Source organism: Streptomyces sp. SID10853, from assembly GCF_010548145.1.
Lineage (GTDB): Bacteria > Actinomycetota > Actinomycetes > Streptomycetales > Streptomycetaceae > Streptomyces.
This window is the reverse complement of record NZ_JAAGLN010000004.1, coordinates 71,713-86,974: the sequence shown is the minus strand read 5'-3', so window position 1 is coordinate 86,974 and position 15,262 is coordinate 71,713. Positions and strand designations below refer to the sequence as shown.

Here is a 15,262-nt window from a genome sequence, read left to right as displayed (position 1 = left end):
CATCACCCGCACCGTGGCATCCACCCGCGAGAAGGAGTTCCTTCATGCCCCCCAGCCGGGACGACATCTGCTCTGCCATCAAGTCCTACGTGAAGCACCTCGGGAACCACGAAGTCGACGCACTGGTCGCGCTGTTCGCCGAGGACGCCGTCCAGCACGAACCGCTCGGTGTCACCAGTTACCGGGGCGCCGACGAGATCCGGGCGTTCGACACCGAGAACGCGAAGGTCGACTTCACGGTCAGCCTGCTCTCACCGATCACCGTGAGCGGGAGGTACGCCGCGACGCAACTGCGCGTGGAGCGAGCCGGCATGGCCGCCTTCGCTGCCACCGACCTGTTCGAGTTCGACGAGGCCTGCCGGATCGTCTCGCTCAGCGTGGTCATCGATCCCCGGGCGCCGGCCGGCCCGTCGGGGGCGCCGGCATGACAGAGACACGGATCCCACTGCTGGAGGGGAAGACCGTGCTGGTGTCGGGGGTGGGCCCGGGCCTCGGCAGGTCACTCGCCGTACGCAGCGCCCTCGCCGGGGCCCGGGTGGTGCTCGCGGCCCGCACCCGTTCCAGGCTCGAAGCGGTGGCCGACGAGATCCGCGGCCTCGGTGGCCTGGCGGCCGTGGTGACGGCCGATCTCACCGACGACGCATCGGTCGCCAACCTTGCGGAGAAGGCGTACGAAGCGTTCGGCCGGCTCGATTCGGTGATCCACAACGCGTTCGTCCAGCCCGCCCCGGTCCGGCTGCTCGACGCCGAGCCGGACGACATACGGCAGGGGCTCGACATCAACCTGATGGCCGCGCTGAACCTCACCCGCAAGCTGGTGCCCGCGCTCGTCGAGGCGCAGGGCTCGGTCGTGATGATCAACTCGATGGTGCTCCGGAACCAGCTGCCGGGCTTCGGCGCCTACCGGATCATGAAAGCGGGCCTGCTGGCCCTCGCCCGGAGCCTGTCCGTGGAGCTCGGGCCGCAAGGAGTACGCGTCAACTCGGTGGCACCCGGCTACATCTGGGCGGACTCGGTCAAGGCGTGGTTCGAACGCCGGGCGGCCGAGCGCGGCGTCGACCCGGGCGTGCTCTACGACGAGATCGCGTCCGGAACGGACCTGCGCCGGCTGCCCGAACCCGACGACATCGCGAACAGCGTGGTCTTCCTCGTCTCCGACCACGCGCGGGCCATCACAGGGCAGTGCCTGGACGTCAACTGCGGGCACAGCCACCACTGAACAGGAGAGGGACATGACCGCAAAGGACACCCGCACCGTCGGTACGGCCGACGAACTCCTCGCCCTCGCGGCCGAGACGACCGGACTCACCGACTTCGGTGACGACGACTACCGCGAGGGTCTGGAGGTACTGATCTCCAGTTTCGACGCCGACTCGCGGCTCACCCCGCACGGCGTGACGATCGCGCGCGCCATGATGACGAAGGCCCTGGCCGGCCGGGCCCGCAGCGAGGCCGCGTTCGCCCGGCACCCCGAGCACACCGAGGTCGGCGTCGAACGCCCGGTCTTCGTCTGCGGCCTCATGCGCACGGGCAGTACCGCGCTGCACCGGCTGCTGTCCGCCGACCCGGCCCACCAGGGCATCGAGACCTGGCTCGCCGAGGCCCCGCAGCCGCGGCCCGCCCGTGAGGACTGGCCCTCGCATCCCGAATTCCAGCGCTCACAGGCTCACTTCGCGGCCCGTCAGCGTGCGGAGGCCGAGCTGATGAAGGTGCACTTCATGGACGCGGACGAAGTCGAGGAGTGCTGGCAGCTGTTGCAGCAGTCGATGAGGTCGGTGGCCTTCGAGTGCGTCTCGTACCTCCCCACGTACTCGAAGTGGCTGGCCGGACAGGACTGGACCGGCACTTACGCCCGGCACAAGAAGAACCTGCAGCTCATCGGCGCCAACGACCCCGGGAAGCGCTGGGTGCTCAAGAACCCCAGCCATGTCTTCGCGATCGACGAGATCATGAGTGTCTACCCGGACGCCTTGATCATCCGGACGCACCGCGCCCCCAGGACGGCGATGGCCTCGACCTGCAGCCTGGTCGAGCAGGGCAAGCACGACATGTCAGCGGCGCTGGACCGGGAGACCATCGGCCGCACCCAGCTCGGCCTGTGGGCGCGGGGAATCGAGCACTTCGACGCGGCCCGGCGCCGCTACGACCCGCGGCAGTTCCTCGACGTCGACTACCAGGGCTTCGTCACCGATCCGCTGGGCACCGTCGAGAGCATCTACGCCCACTTCGGCCTGGAGTTCACGGCGGAGGCACGCGGGGCGATCGAGGCCGCGCACCGCAAGAGCCTGGGCGCCCACCGCCGCCCCGACCACCGGTACTCCCTGGAGGACTTCGGCCTGACCGGCACCGAGGTCGACGAGCGCTTCCCCGCTCACGCCTGAAGCGACACCGCCACGTCCACCCACACACACCGAGCAAGGGAATCGCCATGACTGCCGCAAGCGCTGTATGGGAGAAGTTCTGCGCGGATCTCCGGGACGTCGGAGACCTGCTGCAGGACGACATCGTGCCGCAGGACTCGCTGACGCAGGCCGAGGGCGTCCGCTACCTGAGCCGCCTGCTCAGGTACGCGACGATCAACTGCGTCGAATACACCGACCCGCGCTGGCCGAGCTTCACCTCGGCGCCCAACCCGAACATGAGGACGAAGATCGGGGCCGACAACCCCGACAACGTCTATATGCGCGCCAACATCTCCGGCAGGTACACCTACCGGATCACCGGCACTCGCGGCACCGTCCCGTTGGTGACGTTCGGCTCACGCGTCAACCGCTACCACATCGACGGCACCATGCTGCAGACCGGCGATCTGCACGCCCACGACCTCGCGGTCGACGAGCACGGCCGGTTCTCGTTCATCGCGAGCGTCGACGAGCCGGCGGAGGGCGCCTGGCTGCCGCTCGCCCAGGACAGCAACCTCATCTCCGTACGCCAGACCCACCAGGACCGTGTCAACGAGATCCCCGCCGAGCTGTCCATCGAATGCCTCGACCCGGACGGCGAGTTCACCCCGCTCACCCCGGAGCAGATCGGCGAACGCCTCACCGCGGCCGTCGGCAACCTGCGCGGCACCACGAAGACCTTCCTGGAGTGGTGCCGCAAGTTCATGCCGCGGACCAACGAAATCGTGGACTGGGGCCAGGACTTCTTCCAGAAGGCGGGCGGCGACCCGACGATCTTCTACTTCCACGGGTACTGGAAGCTGGCGGAGGACGAGGCGTGGGTGATCGAGACCGAGGTGCCGAACTGTGAGTACTTCAACTTCGTCCTGCAGAACTTCTGGATGGAGTCCCTCGACTACCACCGCACCAACATCTACATCAACAACCACACGGCCAAGCTCAACGACGACGGCAGCCTGACCATCGTGGTGGCGTCGAAGGATCCGGGCTACGGCAACTGGATCAACACCGACGCCCACCGCGAGGGCACTTTCGCGATGCGCTGGATCAAGGCCGACTCGCACCCGATCCCGACTTCGAAGGTGGTGAAGCACTAGGGGGTGGGAGCGGCCCCCAGGGCGGACGGCGGGCGGCAGACGGCCGTCCGCCCCAGGGTACGACGCCTATGCCCCCAGAAGCTGTCAACCGGGGGGCTCGGTGCGGCCGCGGTGTGCCGCCCGCAGCCGTCATCTCCGGGATGCTGCGGCCCGGATGGGGCCGGTCCGGCGGTTCAGGGTCGACAGTTCTCGTGACACCTGGACCAGCCACGCGGCTTCTTCGCGCAGATCGCCGCTGCCGAGGATCGGCTCTCCGGGTCTGGCGTTGCCGGGGTCCGGCGTGGGCTCAGCGGGTCTCTGGTCCAGCGCGGCCCTGATCCGGCTCGCCTCGGCCTTGGCCCGTCGCTCTTCGTCCCGTGGGCCGGTGCCGCTACCTGGTGCCGGTCTGCAGTCGGACCTGTCGTGATGACTGCGCAGAGTCAGCTGAGCGTCGCGGATCTCGATGACTCTGCGGTAGAGCCGGAAGCGGATGTTCCGGGTGTCCAGGCGGTCAGCCAGGGCCGGCGCGGGGGCGGCTCAGGTGCCGGATCATGACCCACGTCCTGCGGCTGCCCATGCCAGTCGTACGGCATCACGGCACCGGAAACCTCGTCGCGCGTGTCACTGCCGACGCGACCCGTCTGCGATCCGTGATCGACGTAGGGGTGGTCCAACTGCCGCTGGCGGCGCTGACGGTCTGCGCCACCGTCGTCGCGATGGCGCTGCTGGATGGTGTCCTCGTCCTGCTGACCCTCGCTTCGTTCGCCGTCGCGGCAACCGGTATCGCCCTGATCCTCAAACACGTACGACGCAACGCCATCGCCCAGCAGAACGCGACGGGAACCCTCGCCCACCGGTTCACGGCGCACTTGGCCGCCCTTGTGACGGTCAAGGCGTACAGGGCGGAAGCCCGCATCGGCCTGCACCTGGGCAACGACGCGGCGCAGGTGACCCGCACCTCGATGGCCGGCGCCCGGCTGCTGTCACTCATCACGCCCGTGATGGGCCTCGGCCAGCAGACCGCCATGGTGGTGGTGATCCTCGGCGGCGGGGCCCGACTGGTCGACGGGACGCTCTCCACCGGCTCCTTCGCGGCCTTCCTGCTCTACCTGCTGCAGCTGGTCGGGCCCGTCACCCTGATCGCCACGGGCGTGGGGCGACTCCAGTCCGGCATCGCGGCCAGGGCCAGGTCCGACGCATTGCTGGCGATTCCGACGGAGCCCTACCTCGGCCCGTCCGATACCGGCGCGGAGGCCGTTCCCGTCCCAGCTCCCGCAGCTCCCGCAGCTCCCGCTCCCGTCCCCGTTCCCGGGGCACCGGCCGTTTCCTTCCGACTGGTCTCGGTCCACCACGCGGGGTCAGCGTCGCCGGCCCTGAAGGATGTCTCCTTCACGCTGCCCAGGACAGGGCTGACAGCGATGGTCGGCCCCTCCGGCGCCGGAAAGTCCACCGCTCTCGCTCTCGTGGAGGGGTTCATGTACGCCGACACCGGGGAGGTCCGTGTCCTCGGCCGGAACGTCCGCGACTGGCCCCTGTCCGAACTGCGCCGCCACATCGCCTATGTCGACCAGCAGTTCACCCTGGTCGAGGACACCGTCCGCGAGAACCTGCTCCTCGGCCACGACGGCCCCATGGCCACTCCGCGGCTGCGCGACGCTCTGGAGTCCGTCGGACTTCTGGGCGACATCGACGCTCTCCCCCAGGGACTGGAGACCGTACTCGGCCGGGAGCACGACCTGTCCGGCGGACAACGACAGCGCCTCGCGACGGCACGGGCACTCCTCACCGACGCACCGGTGGTCCTCCTCGACGAACCCACGTCCCAGCAGGACGGCCTCAACGAGCAGCGCTTCCGGGCGATCCTGGACGACCTGGCCGCCACCCGCTCGGTGCTCGTCGTCGCCCACCGCCTGTCCACGGTCCGGGACGCGCAACAGGTGCTGCTGCTCGACGGCGGTGTCCTCGACGCCCCCGGCACCCACAACGACCTCCTCGCGCGGAGCATCCGCTATCGGGAGTTGGTCCGGGGACAGACCGGCAGACCTGCGTAGGACCGTCCAGCGGCGCCCGCTGACCGGACACGCGCCGGGGTGCACTGAACCCACAGGCACCGCCTGCCCGCGTCGTGGGGGCGGCCCTCCCGGGTGCCGGTGACGGCGGCGGTCTCCCCGCCCGGCGCGAACACACTCCAGAGCCGATCTGCAGGTCCGGGTCGGCGCCGAGTGGCTGATCCTCCGGGTGCTCCCGCCAAACGGGTCAGGGGCCTGATCCACTGAGTGGATCAGGCCCCTGACCTGGTGTTTCAGCTGTCGGGGTGGCGGGATTTGAACCCACGACCTCTTCGTCCCGAATGAGGGTCGATCAAGTACGACACCGAGCAGTTTAGTGTTTTGCCTGCTCAGGAGGTTGGATTGGAGTGGTCTCGGGCTGTCTGGACGAGGCTTCGGGAGCGGGCTGGCTCCCAGATGGCTCCCAACGGGCATCGTCTGTTGTCGAGCTTGCGCATCAGGTCGGTGACCAGCGCTTGATCGCGAGCAGCGTCGGAACACCTGGGCGGATCCCGCAGGATCCGGCGCCTCTGGAGCCGTGTGTTCCGTTCTGCTTCCCGGAGCGCGAACACGAGCTCGGCTCTGCCGTACAGTCCCGGCCGCGCGGGAAGATCTCCAGCGGGATGACAGGGAGATTGCTGAACGACTCTCGGCAGACCACCTAGAAGTCATGGTCCGGCAGCCTCCCGAACTCAATAAAGTCCATGCCAGATTCGCCCAGTGAATGCCGCCGCCCGACCTCGATTCTCCGGCTACTCCAGCACGGAGAGGAGTCCGCCCCACTTGCCCATATCTGGGGCGGGGAGCCCCCAGTCAAGGTACGGGCACCCGTCGCCGCCGCACGTGCCCCCGAGGAGAGGTTGGACTCCGGCGGCAAGGAGCTCGGCCGCCAAACCCTGGGGCGGGAGCAGGGCCATAGGGGGCCCGGCGAGCTCCGCACGTTCCAAGACAAGCCGGTCACGGGTGAGGAAAACGTGAGCGCCAACGGCCTGAGCCTCAAGTACCAAGTCGCGGTCAGCGCCATCAGGAAGGCCGGTCACTTCACCAACGGGAGTGGGCGACGGTCCGTGCGACGGCGCAGGCACAGACCAGTTTCCCACCTGGAATGCCAAGCTGTCTGCTAACGCGTTGATCGACGGAAGCCTGTGTTCCAGGAAGCGCTCGGTGACCTTCTTGGCGTCGGTCTTTGAGCGGGGGTTACCACGAATCGAATGTCGCGCAACAGCCACAGGTTGAGAAGGTCCGCGAGGCCGTACAGCTCGTTGGTGTAGGCGATGTCCGCCGCAACTCGATCGGGCAGCGACTCATCGTTCATGAGCGCGGCCCCATGCTGCTGGAGGTCGATCAGGACGTTCGAGTCGACGGCGACGACCAACGGACCGTGGTAGCCGGGTGGCAGCAGACCCGGAAGGACGTGATGGCAGAAGCCCAGCCCGCCATCCTCGGCGACTTCGTGGAGCACCCCCGCAGACTACGCCGGTGCGGGAAAGCGATGTAGACCAGCCGAGGCACCGACCTTGCTGGCCAAGCTCAACTACCATCCTGCGTAGGTGGGGATTTGGCCCGGGGGATGAGAACAGAGCTACTTACGAGGCGTCCAGAGGAACGTCTCGGTTCTCAGCTCCATGGATCGCTCGGACACCACGCGTCGGCAAGGGGTTGCAACGGGGAGCAGGACTGGAACTGGGCATGAAATACGACATTGCAGCCCCTGAACCTGCAGGCATGGTCGCCTCGCTCAGCTCTCTCGGCTATTCACTGCCCGCCGCCATCGCGGATCTCGTGGACAACAGCATCTCCGCGAAGGCAGCCAACATCGACATCGAGTTCACATGGGCTGGACAGGAGTCGTGGATCGCTGTCGTCGACAACGGCGAAGGGATGAGCGCGGACGATCTCGTGACCGCCATGACCGTGGCTGCGCGCGGTCCCGCCACACCGCGTACCGCCACGGACCTGGGGCGCTTCGGCGTCGGACTCAAGTCCGCGTCGTTCTCCCAGGCCCGTCAGCTCACCGTCGCGACCGCTGTCTCCGGAGAGTGGCACGTACGTACGTGGGATCTCGACGTCGTTGAGAAGTTCGGTGAGTGGAGGCTGTTGCACGGCGTGGACGAGGCGACGGCGGACCTGCTCGACAGGATCCGCGGCAGGGCTGACCATGGCACGGTCGTTTTGTGGCGGCGGCTAAACGGATACCACGTCGACGGCGTGACCGAGGACGACGAGCGGACCCAGAAGCAGTTCTACGCAGAGGCTGCCCGCGCGGAGTCGCACTTGGGCATGGTCTTCGCCCGGTTCCTGACGGGCAGTCGTCGCCGCACGATGCGTGTCTCCGGTAGCCCGGTCGAGCCCTGGGACCCCTTCCTCTCCGGTCACCCTTCTGTTCAGCCCCTCCCTGTGGAGCAACTTCCGCTCGGCACCGGCTTCGTACGAGTGGAGGCGTTCGTCCTCCCCAGCGCGCAGCGGCTCACGCCTGCCGAGTACGACAAGGCCAGCGGCCCACGCGGTTGGCTCGACCAGCAGGGGTTCTACGTGTACCGGCGGGACCGTCTGATCCTGGCCGGCGACTGGCTTGGCCAGCGCGGTGTACGCCGCGAGGAGAAGTACAATTTGGCACGGATCGCCGTGGACATCCCCGCCGGGACGGACGTCGAGTGGGGCGTCGACGTCCGTAAGTCCAGCGTTGTGCCGCCCGTCGGCCTGCGTCCCCACCTCCGCCGGATCGCTCTGCAGGCTCGGAGGAGAGCCGCCGACGTGCTGCGCCACCGCGGGCAGATCGCGGCGCGAACGCACGGTGACCCACTCCTCTACGCGTGGAACGTCCGCCGTGCGAGTGACCAGGTCACCTGCAGGATCAACCGTGGTCACCCCTTGGTGAGGGCGGCGCTACGCCCCGGCGGCGCCAGTACAGACGACGTGCGAGCCCTGATCCGCCTGTTGGAGGAGACCGTGCCGGTTACGGCCCTCCGTGTGATGCATGAGACGGACACCAGTGACGACCCCGAGCCCTTCGGCGGTCCGGGACCTGCCGACGCCGGCGCGACGGAGGTCGCACAACGGATCTACGAGGCGATGGTCTCCGACGGTCGTTCGCCCGCAGCCGCCCGGGAGCGACTCCGGACCATGCCCCCCTTCGATCAAATGCAGGGCTTCTGGAGCGGGTGAGCCCGTTCTCAGTAGTCGCCCCTACCTTGCCCGTTACCGTCCCCGTTCAGCTGGAGGTCAGCTGTGAGTTCCACCCCTGAGGACTCCTTCGAGTCCCTTGCCAAAGCCAGGCGCCTGGTTCTCGCACTGCTGTCCCAGGACCGTCACCCGACTCCGGAAGAGGTGCAGAACGCCGTCACCGTCATCTTCGGGATGCTGGCCGGCCAAGGGGAGGTTGTCGATCGAGACCAGCTGGCCAAGGAGATCGAGGCCATAACCGCCGTTTTCCAGGAGGGCTCCTCCGGTCTCGAGAGCGACAGGGGACACGAGCCGTGGCTGCCGGAGGCGAAGAACGACCGCGAATGGGACTTCTGGGAGCGCTACCGTCGCTACCTCGAGGACGTCCGTAGCCTGCCCCCGGTAGTCGTGCGTCGGCTGGACCAGAGCACGGACGAGGTCCTGAGCCAGCTGGAGGACCCGCGCCGCATCGGATCCTGGCGCCGTACCGGCCTTGTGATCGGTCAGGTTCAGTCGGGCAAGACAGGGCAGTACATCGGGCTCGCCGCAAAGGCCGTGGACGCGGGATACCAGTTCGTGGTGGTCCTGGCCGGAATCCACAACGACCTCCGCAGCCAGACGCAGCTGCGTGTCGACGAGGGCCTCCTGGGTTTCGACACACAGCACCAGCAGCGGTCCAACCAGAACGGGAAGTCCCGTCTCATGGGTGCTGGGCGGATGCCCGGCGCCAAGAGGCTCGACATCGCGTCGCCCACGAACAGCTCCGAGAAGGGCGACTTCGGTCGTCAGGCGGCCAACGCGGTCAACTTCCCCCTCGGCCGGTTCCCGGTCGTCCTCGTCGTGAAGAAGCACTGGAAGATCCTCGAGTACCTCCGTACGTGGGTGACGGAGGTACAAGGCGCCGAGGATGAGACCGGCCGCAAGGTCGTGCGTGACATCCCGCTCTTCGTCATCGACGACGAGGCCGACAACGCCTCCATCAACACCAAGCGGGACCCTGACGCGGATCCGACGAAGACCAACGCCGCGATCCGAGACCTCATGCAGAGTTTCGAGAAGTCGGCCTACGTCGGGTACACCGCGACGCCGTACGCCAACATCTACATCGATCCCGATGTGGACCACGCCGCCCTCGGCGCCGACCTCTTCCCCGACAGCTTCATCCGAACGCTGCCCTCACCGTCCAACTACCTTGGTCCGGAGCGGGTCTTCGGACTCCAGGTCGACAACGACGACGAGGACGACGTGCCCCCGTTGCCGCTCGTGCGTCCCGTGGACGACGCCGAGAGCTGGGTTCCGAGCAAGCACAAGTCCGCCTTTGTCCCGTCCGACGACCTACCCCAGTCTCTGCGTGAGGCGATCGCCTCGTTCGTGCTCTCGTGTGCCGCTCGCAGGGGGCGGGGGCAAACGAAGGTGCACAACTCCATGCTGGTGCACGTCACCCGCTTCACCGCGGTCCAAGGGACCGTTCGTGACCAAGTGGCCGACCATCTGGGCCTTCTCGTGGACTCGCTCCGTGACCGGTACGGGCAGGCTCCGGAGCGGATGGCAGAGCTCCAAGCCCTGTGGGAGCGCGACTTCGTCCCCACCACGGACCACTTCCCCGCGGACGAGGCCGAGCCATTGACCTGGGAGGAGGTGGCCCCACAGGTCATGCCGGCTCTGCGCAAGATCGTGGTCAAGACGGTGAACGGCGCCTCACGTGACGCGCTCGACTACTACGAACACCGTAGGACCGGTCTCTCCGTCATCGCCATCGGAGGTCAGAAACTCTCCCGAGGACTCACCCTGGAAGGGCTGACCGTCAGCTACTACCTGCGTACGTCCAACACCTACGACACCCTGCTGCAGATGGGCCGGTGGTTCGGATTCCGCCCGGGGTACGAGGACCTGTGCCGTCTCTACACGACGTCCGACCTCCAGGCCAAGTACGTCGAGGTGACCGCCGCGACCGACGAACTTCGCCGTGAGGTGGAGGAAATGGCCGCGCTCAACCTCACCCCAAGGAACTTCGGGCTGAAGGTACGTGCCTCCTCGCTCGGCCTCGCGATCACAGCCACCAACAAGATGCGCCAGGGTACGAAGGTCATGCTCAGTTACTCCGGCGAGGGCCCGGAGACCGTGATCTTCAACCTTGCTCAGAAGACCGTTGACCAAAACCTCAAGGCACTTGAGGACTTCGTCCAGCGGCTCGACGGCGTCGCGGCGGCCGAGTCGAAGGTTCCGGGCGGCAATGTCGCGTGGAAGTCGGTGCCTTCCGAGGTGATCGCCGACTTCCTCTCCAGCTACGAGACCGACCGCATGGCGCAGCGCGTCCGTCCCAGGTTCATCGCGAAGTACATCGACCAGTGCGTGGCGGTGGGCGAACTACACGAGTGGACGGTGCACCTGGTCGGCAAGTCCGCGGCAAAGGATCCGCAGAACGTCGCCGGACACACCATCGGGCCGGTGACCCGCGCGGCGATCAATCCCGGTTTCAGGACGGAGGGGCGCTACACGATCCGCCGGGTACTCAGCCCGCCTGACGAGTACCTCGACCTCGAACCGGCCCAGGTGAAGGCCGCTCTCCACGCCACGCAGATGGCCGCGGCGATGAAGAAGAAGGAGAAGGTTCCCCAGACGCCCTCGGGCGAGCACCTGCGCTGGCAGAGGAGGCCCGACCAGGCCCTGCTGCTGATCTACCTGATCGAGCGGCCGGCGGCCTCTCCGGACGGTGAGGCAGAGCCGCCTCTGGTGGGCTTCAAGGTGAGCTTCCCCCGCTCCGAGCACCAGTCCGACACGGAGTACGTCGTCAACACCATCTGGCAGCAGGAGGGCCTCGACGCCTTCGACGACGAGGAGGGCGGGGAGTGACCGTCACCGAGGCCGAGTGGCGGGGCCTGGAGACCCCCCAGAGCACGCCCGGTAGGTCCCGGCTTCGGCTACACCCGAACGCTCCTCTGGGCGTCTTCCTGTCCGTCACCCACCCTGGTCACCAACGCATGTTGGTCCTCAGGACCGACGCCCGCTCCGCGGACCACATCGTGCGCTCGGTGGGGCGGCTGCCGCGTGCGGCCGGACTGGAGATGAACCTGAGCGCGGTGTCGCGGCTCGAGTACGAACTCCAGGTGGTCCTGACCGCGAACGAACTGCGTGAGGTTTTCAACCCGCTCGTCACCGACGTTGCCGACACCGTCAGGGACGCCCCCGAGGCCGCTGCCGCCCTGACCGCCGCCGTGGACAGGTTCGAGCGGTGGCAGGACCTCCTTCGCTCCGTAAGTAGGGACGGCCTGGCTCCCGAGGCGCGCCGCGGCCTTGTGGGCGAGCTCCTTGTACTCCGAGAGCACGTCCTGCCCGCCGTCGACCCGGCTGATGCCGTGGAGGCGTGGACTGGTCCGAGCGGAGCCAACCAGGACTTCCAGCTATCCGAGGTGGCGATCGAGGCGAAGGCCAGCACCGCCAGGCGTCCGCGTAGCATCCGTATCGCCAGCGAGCGGCAGCTGGACGGCACCGGCACGCCCGCGCTGCTGCTGGCACTGGCGATGCTCGACGAACGGCGTGGTGGATCGGGCGAGAGTCTGAACCGGCTGGTCGAACGGATACGCGAGCGGCTCACCAGCTCCGCTGACCGGGCTCAGTTCGACGGGCGTCTCGTCCAAGCCGGATACCTTCCCGGACAGCGAGACATGTACGACGAGCCCCGCTACACCCTTCGCGACCTGCACTTCTGGCATGTGCGGGGGGATTTTCCGAGAATTGTTGAAGCGGATCTCGCCGCAGGTGTCGGCGACTGCACTTACCACGTGAGTACCTCGGGGCTGGATCAGTACCGCGCCACGACCGACGAGGTGACCGAACTGATCGGGGGCTTGCATGCCTGAGCTCGACCTGTCCGAGTACTCCCGCGATCTCGTGGCAGATGTCCAGGCGACCGCCGACGCTGAGGGAACCAACCCCTCGGAGGCGTTCACCCGACGGGTCTTCGAAGACCTGGAGCAGGCGGGCATCGCTTCCAACACCTTCACCGCTTACCATAAGGCGCAAGGGCATCTGGTCCACGGATATGGCATCGGGGAGTCCGGGGAGTGCCTCGACCTGTTCGTCACGGACTTCACCCTGGGCCCCTCGGAGTCCAAGCTCACGAAGAGCCAGACCGAGACGGCCTTCAAGCGGCTGCTGACGTTCGTAAAACGGTGCCGGGACGGGCTGCGTCAGCACATCGACGAGTCGTTCGATGTCTACGACATGTGCGCGGCGGTCGAGAAGGCCCTCACCGAGGTACAGAGGATCCGGCTCTTCCTCCTCAGCAACCGTGTCGGCACCAGCACCGTGGTTCCGCCCACCGACTTCGACGGTCTCCCCGTGACCCACGAGGTGTGGGACTTGGCGCGGCTGCACCGCCATGCGACGTCCGGCAGCATCAGCGAGCCCATCGTGGTCTCCTTCGAACCTCCGCTGCCGTGCGTCTCCGCGCCCAGCAGCGAGTCGGACCACTCGGTGGCCATGGCGGTCATCCCGGGGCGGAGACTGGCCGAGCTGTACGGGGAGTACGGCACCCGACTCCTCGAACTCAACGTCCGGTCGTTCCTGCAGGCCCGTGGCTCGGTGAACCGGGGAATCAGGGAGACGCTCCTGAGTGCGCCCGGCAGGTTCCTGGCGTACAACAACGGCATCACGGCGACCGCCTCGCAGGTCGACTTCGTGCACGGCCCGGACGGACAGCCGACAGGCATTTCCCGTGTTCACGGAATCCAAGTGGTGAACGGTGGCCAGACGACGGCGTCACTGCACTACGCGCAGAGCCGCGACAAGGCAGATCTCTCGCATGTGTCGGTACAGATGAAACTGACGGAGGTGTCCCCCGAGCGGCTCGCGGAGATCGTCCCGATGATCTCCGAGTACTCGAACACACAGAACCGGGTGACGCTGGTCGACTTCAGTTCGAACCACGAGTACCACGTGGCCGTCCAGCGGATCACGCGATCCCTTTGGGCGTCGGCGACCGACGGGAGCGGTCAGGAGACTCACTGGTTTTACGAGCGTGCACGCGGCCAGTACACCGACGAGGTGGCCAAGGCCCGGACCCCTGCGAAGCAGCGCACCTTCAAGAAGCTCAACCCTACGAGGCAGAAGTTCACGAAGGCGGACCTCGCCAAGTACGTCAACTCTTGGAACCACCTTCCGTTCCAGGTCAGTCGTGGAGCGCAGAAGAATTTTGCGGCGTTCATGGTCCGCATCGACGAGGCACCCCCTCACGTCGACGTGCAGTACTGCCAACGCGTGATCGCGATGGCTGTTCTGTTCAAAGCGGTCGACCGCATCGCGGCGACCCACGAGGCAGGCAGTTACAAGAGCATGATCACGACCTACACGGTGGCACGCCTGTCCCTCGCCACGGACCGGCGCATCGACCTCGACCGGATCTGGCGTGAACAGCGGATCTCGCCGGCTCTCGAAGACGCGATCGACGATCTGTGTCCCCGGGTCATGGCGGTGGTGACCAATCCACGCGAAGGTAACCACGTCGGCGAATGGGCCAAGAAGCCCAGCTGTTGGGACGCGGTCTCCAGGGTTCGCTGGACCGTCCCCCGCGACCTGCAGTCGGAGCTCCGCGAGCATCCCTTGGACGAGGAGACGCTGGCGGGCGGCACCGAGGGAGACGAGGGGGCCAGGGATGAGGTGACGATGGTCCCCGCGGACGAGTGGTACGCGCTCGAGCAGTGGGCCAAGGAGACCCACAACCTCGTACCCGCACAGCGTCAGTTGGCCCAGTACGTTGGAAGGCGTCTCGAACTCGACCAAGAGGTCCCCGAGCCGCAGGCGGTGCAGGCCCTGCACGCTCGCAGCGAGGCCCTGTCCCTCGGGTTCACCCCCGGGGCGTAGACGACACCCCACCGACGGTCAGAGCTGCCCCCGCTCGATCAGGTCCCTCATCGCGTCCTCGGCGCGGCGGAGCACGATCCGTCCGTCTCCGTCACTGAACGCGATGAGCGCGGCCTCCGGCGCGATGCCTGCCTCCGCGAACAGGCTCATGTGGAGTTCGATCCGGCCTGGCTGTCGATCCGGAGTTCAGATGGTTCCCTAAGCATGGGAAGAGTGTGGCACCCCTCCCTTCGCCCAGATTGGCCGACGGCGGGACAACGAACATGGCAACGGGAGACGACACGGCGGGCACCGGTTGGGTCAGTACCGAGAAGAGCGGTCACCTGCGCGGGCGGCGCTTACGTGACACCGCTCCGGAGGTCGCTCTGCGCCGCGCCGTGCATCGGCTCGGGCTGAGGTTCCGACTTCAGCGCCGGGTGGCGGCCCGCTGCAGAGCGGACTTCGTCCTGCCCAGGTACCGCGTTGCCGTCTTCGTCGACGGATGCTTCTGGCACGGCTGCCCTGTACACGGGCCCAAGGACTTCCGAGGCCCGAACGCCTCGCTGTGGAGGGAGAAGATCGAGATCAACAGAGAGCGGGACCGCCGCAACACAATGGCGGCCGAGTCAGAGGAGTGGACCGTCGTCCGCGTCTGGGAGTGCGAGATCCGTACCGATGTCGAGCAGGCCGCGCGCAGGGTGTACACAGCTTGCATCGGGCAGTCCTCCTGAAC

General features: G+C 67.2%; 12 protein-coding genes and 1 pseudogene. 11 read left to right on the top strand and 2 right to left on the bottom strand.

All coding sequences use genetic code 11. The features are described 5' to 3' along the window. Nucleotides 1–44 precede the first annotated feature (44 nt). From G3I19_RS02445 to G3I19_RS37960, 6 genes and pseudogenes are all read left to right on the top strand, one after another. Nucleotides 45–428, top strand: coding sequence for a nuclear transport factor 2 family protein (locus G3I19_RS02445; protein WP_164258926.1), 384 nt, complete (start codon nt 45–47; stop codon nt 426–428). Next, nucleotides 425–1,219 (top strand): SDR family oxidoreductase, encoded by a 795-nt coding sequence (locus G3I19_RS02440; protein ID WP_164258924.1) that lies wholly within the window; start codon nt 425–427, stop codon nt 1,217–1,219. Before G3I19_RS02445 ends, G3I19_RS02440 begins: the two co-directional genes overlap by 4 nt. 13 nt (nt 1,220–1,232) lie before the next feature. Further along, nucleotides 1,233–2,381, top strand: a complete 1,149-nt coding sequence (locus tag G3I19_RS02435; protein ID WP_164258922.1) for a sulfotransferase — start codon at nt 1,233–1,235, stop codon at nt 2,379–2,381. Nucleotides 2,382–2,428: 47 nt separating this feature from the next. Further along, entirely contained in the window at nt 2,429–3,499 is a 1,071-nt protein-coding gene (locus G3I19_RS02430) for a DUF1214 domain-containing protein (protein ID WP_164258920.1), read from the top strand. A 518-nt stretch (nt 3,500–4,017) separates the two neighbouring features. Beyond that, a pseudogene (locus G3I19_RS37965) lies at nt 4,018–4,599 on the top strand (ABC transporter transmembrane domain-containing protein); the annotation flags it as partial. 30 nt (nt 4,600–4,629) lie between these two features. Then, nucleotides 4,630–5,529: an ATP-binding cassette domain-containing protein gene (locus tag G3I19_RS37960; RefSeq protein ID WP_343234959.1), complete on the top strand. Its 900-nt coding sequence runs from the start codon at nt 4,630–4,632 to the stop codon at nt 5,527–5,529. A gap of 1,117 nt (nt 5,530–6,646) precedes the next feature. Here G3I19_RS37960 and G3I19_RS02420 read toward each other — a convergent pair. Then, on the bottom strand, nt 6,647–6,988 hold the full coding sequence (locus tag G3I19_RS02420) for a hypothetical protein (protein ID WP_164258916.1): 342 nt from the start codon (nt 6,986–6,988) through the stop codon (nt 6,647–6,649). A gap of 227 nt (nt 6,989–7,215) precedes the next feature. On the opposite strand from G3I19_RS02420, the gene G3I19_RS02415 reads away from it, so the two are divergent. The 4 genes from G3I19_RS02415 (at nt 7,216) to G3I19_RS02400 (ending at nt 14,550) form a co-directional block, all read left to right on the top strand. Continuing rightward, nucleotides 7,216–8,691 (top strand): ATP-binding protein, encoded by a 1,476-nt coding sequence (locus G3I19_RS02415; RefSeq protein WP_164258914.1) that lies wholly within the window; start codon nt 7,216–7,218, stop codon nt 8,689–8,691. 63 nt (nt 8,692–8,754) lie between these two features. Beyond that, nucleotides 8,755–11,541 (top strand): Z1 domain-containing protein, encoded by a 2,787-nt coding sequence (locus G3I19_RS02410; protein WP_164258912.1) that lies wholly within the window; start codon nt 8,755–8,757, stop codon nt 11,539–11,541. Then, nucleotides 11,538–12,548 carry a PD-(D/E)XK motif protein gene (locus G3I19_RS02405; protein ID WP_164258910.1) on the top strand — a complete coding sequence of 337 codons (1,011 nt, stop codon included), beginning with the start codon at nt 11,538–11,540 and terminating at the stop codon, nt 12,546–12,548. The genes G3I19_RS02410 and G3I19_RS02405 overlap by 4 nt, the downstream gene beginning before the upstream one ends. After that, complete coding sequence (locus tag G3I19_RS02400; RefSeq protein WP_164258908.1) at nt 12,541–14,550, top strand: AIPR family protein; 2,010 nt, start codon at nt 12,541–12,543, stop codon at nt 14,548–14,550. Before G3I19_RS02405 ends, G3I19_RS02400 begins: the two co-directional genes overlap by 8 nt. An 18-nt stretch (nt 14,551–14,568) precedes the next feature. On the opposite strand, the gene G3I19_RS37955 is transcribed toward G3I19_RS02400, so the two are convergent. Further along, a complete protein-coding gene (locus G3I19_RS37955) occupies nt 14,569–14,700 on the bottom strand; it encodes a hypothetical protein (RefSeq protein ID WP_275402680.1) in 132 nt (43 codons plus the stop codon). Between the two features lie 113 nt (nt 14,701–14,813). On the opposite strand from G3I19_RS37955, the gene G3I19_RS02395 reads away from it, so the two are divergent. After that, nucleotides 14,814–15,260, top strand: coding sequence for a very short patch repair endonuclease (locus tag G3I19_RS02395; protein WP_164258906.1), 447 nt, complete (start codon nt 14,814–14,816; stop codon nt 15,258–15,260). The last annotated feature ends 2 nt before the right edge of the window (nt 15,261–15,262 follow it).

Excerpts from the sequence above, each read along its gene's own strand:
- G3I19_RS02445 (WP_164258926.1), top strand. The coding sequence starts at position 45 with ATGCCCCCCAGCCGGGACGACATCTGCTCTGCCATCAAGTCCTACGTG.
- G3I19_RS02440 (WP_164258924.1), top strand. The coding sequence starts at position 425 with ATGACAGAGACACGGATCCCACTGCTGGAGGGGAAGACCGTGCTGGTG.
- G3I19_RS02435 (WP_164258922.1), top strand. The coding sequence starts at position 1,233 with ATGACCGCAAAGGACACCCGCACCGTCGGTACGGCCGACGAACTCCTC.
- G3I19_RS02430 (WP_164258920.1), top strand. The coding sequence starts at position 2,429 with ATGACTGCCGCAAGCGCTGTATGGGAGAAGTTCTGCGCGGATCTCCGG.
- G3I19_RS02415 (WP_164258914.1), top strand. The coding sequence starts at position 7,216 with ATGAAATACGACATTGCAGCCCCTGAACCTGCAGGCATGGTCGCCTCG.
- G3I19_RS02400 (WP_164258908.1), top strand. The coding sequence starts at position 12,541 with ATGCCTGAGCTCGACCTGTCCGAGTACTCCCGCGATCTCGTGGCAGAT.
- G3I19_RS37955 (WP_275402680.1), bottom strand. The coding sequence starts at position 14,700 with ATGAGCCTGTTCGCGGAGGCAGGCATCGCGCCGGAGGCCGCGCTCATC.
- G3I19_RS02395 (WP_164258906.1), top strand. The coding sequence starts at position 14,814 with ATGGCAACGGGAGACGACACGGCGGGCACCGGTTGGGTCAGTACCGAG.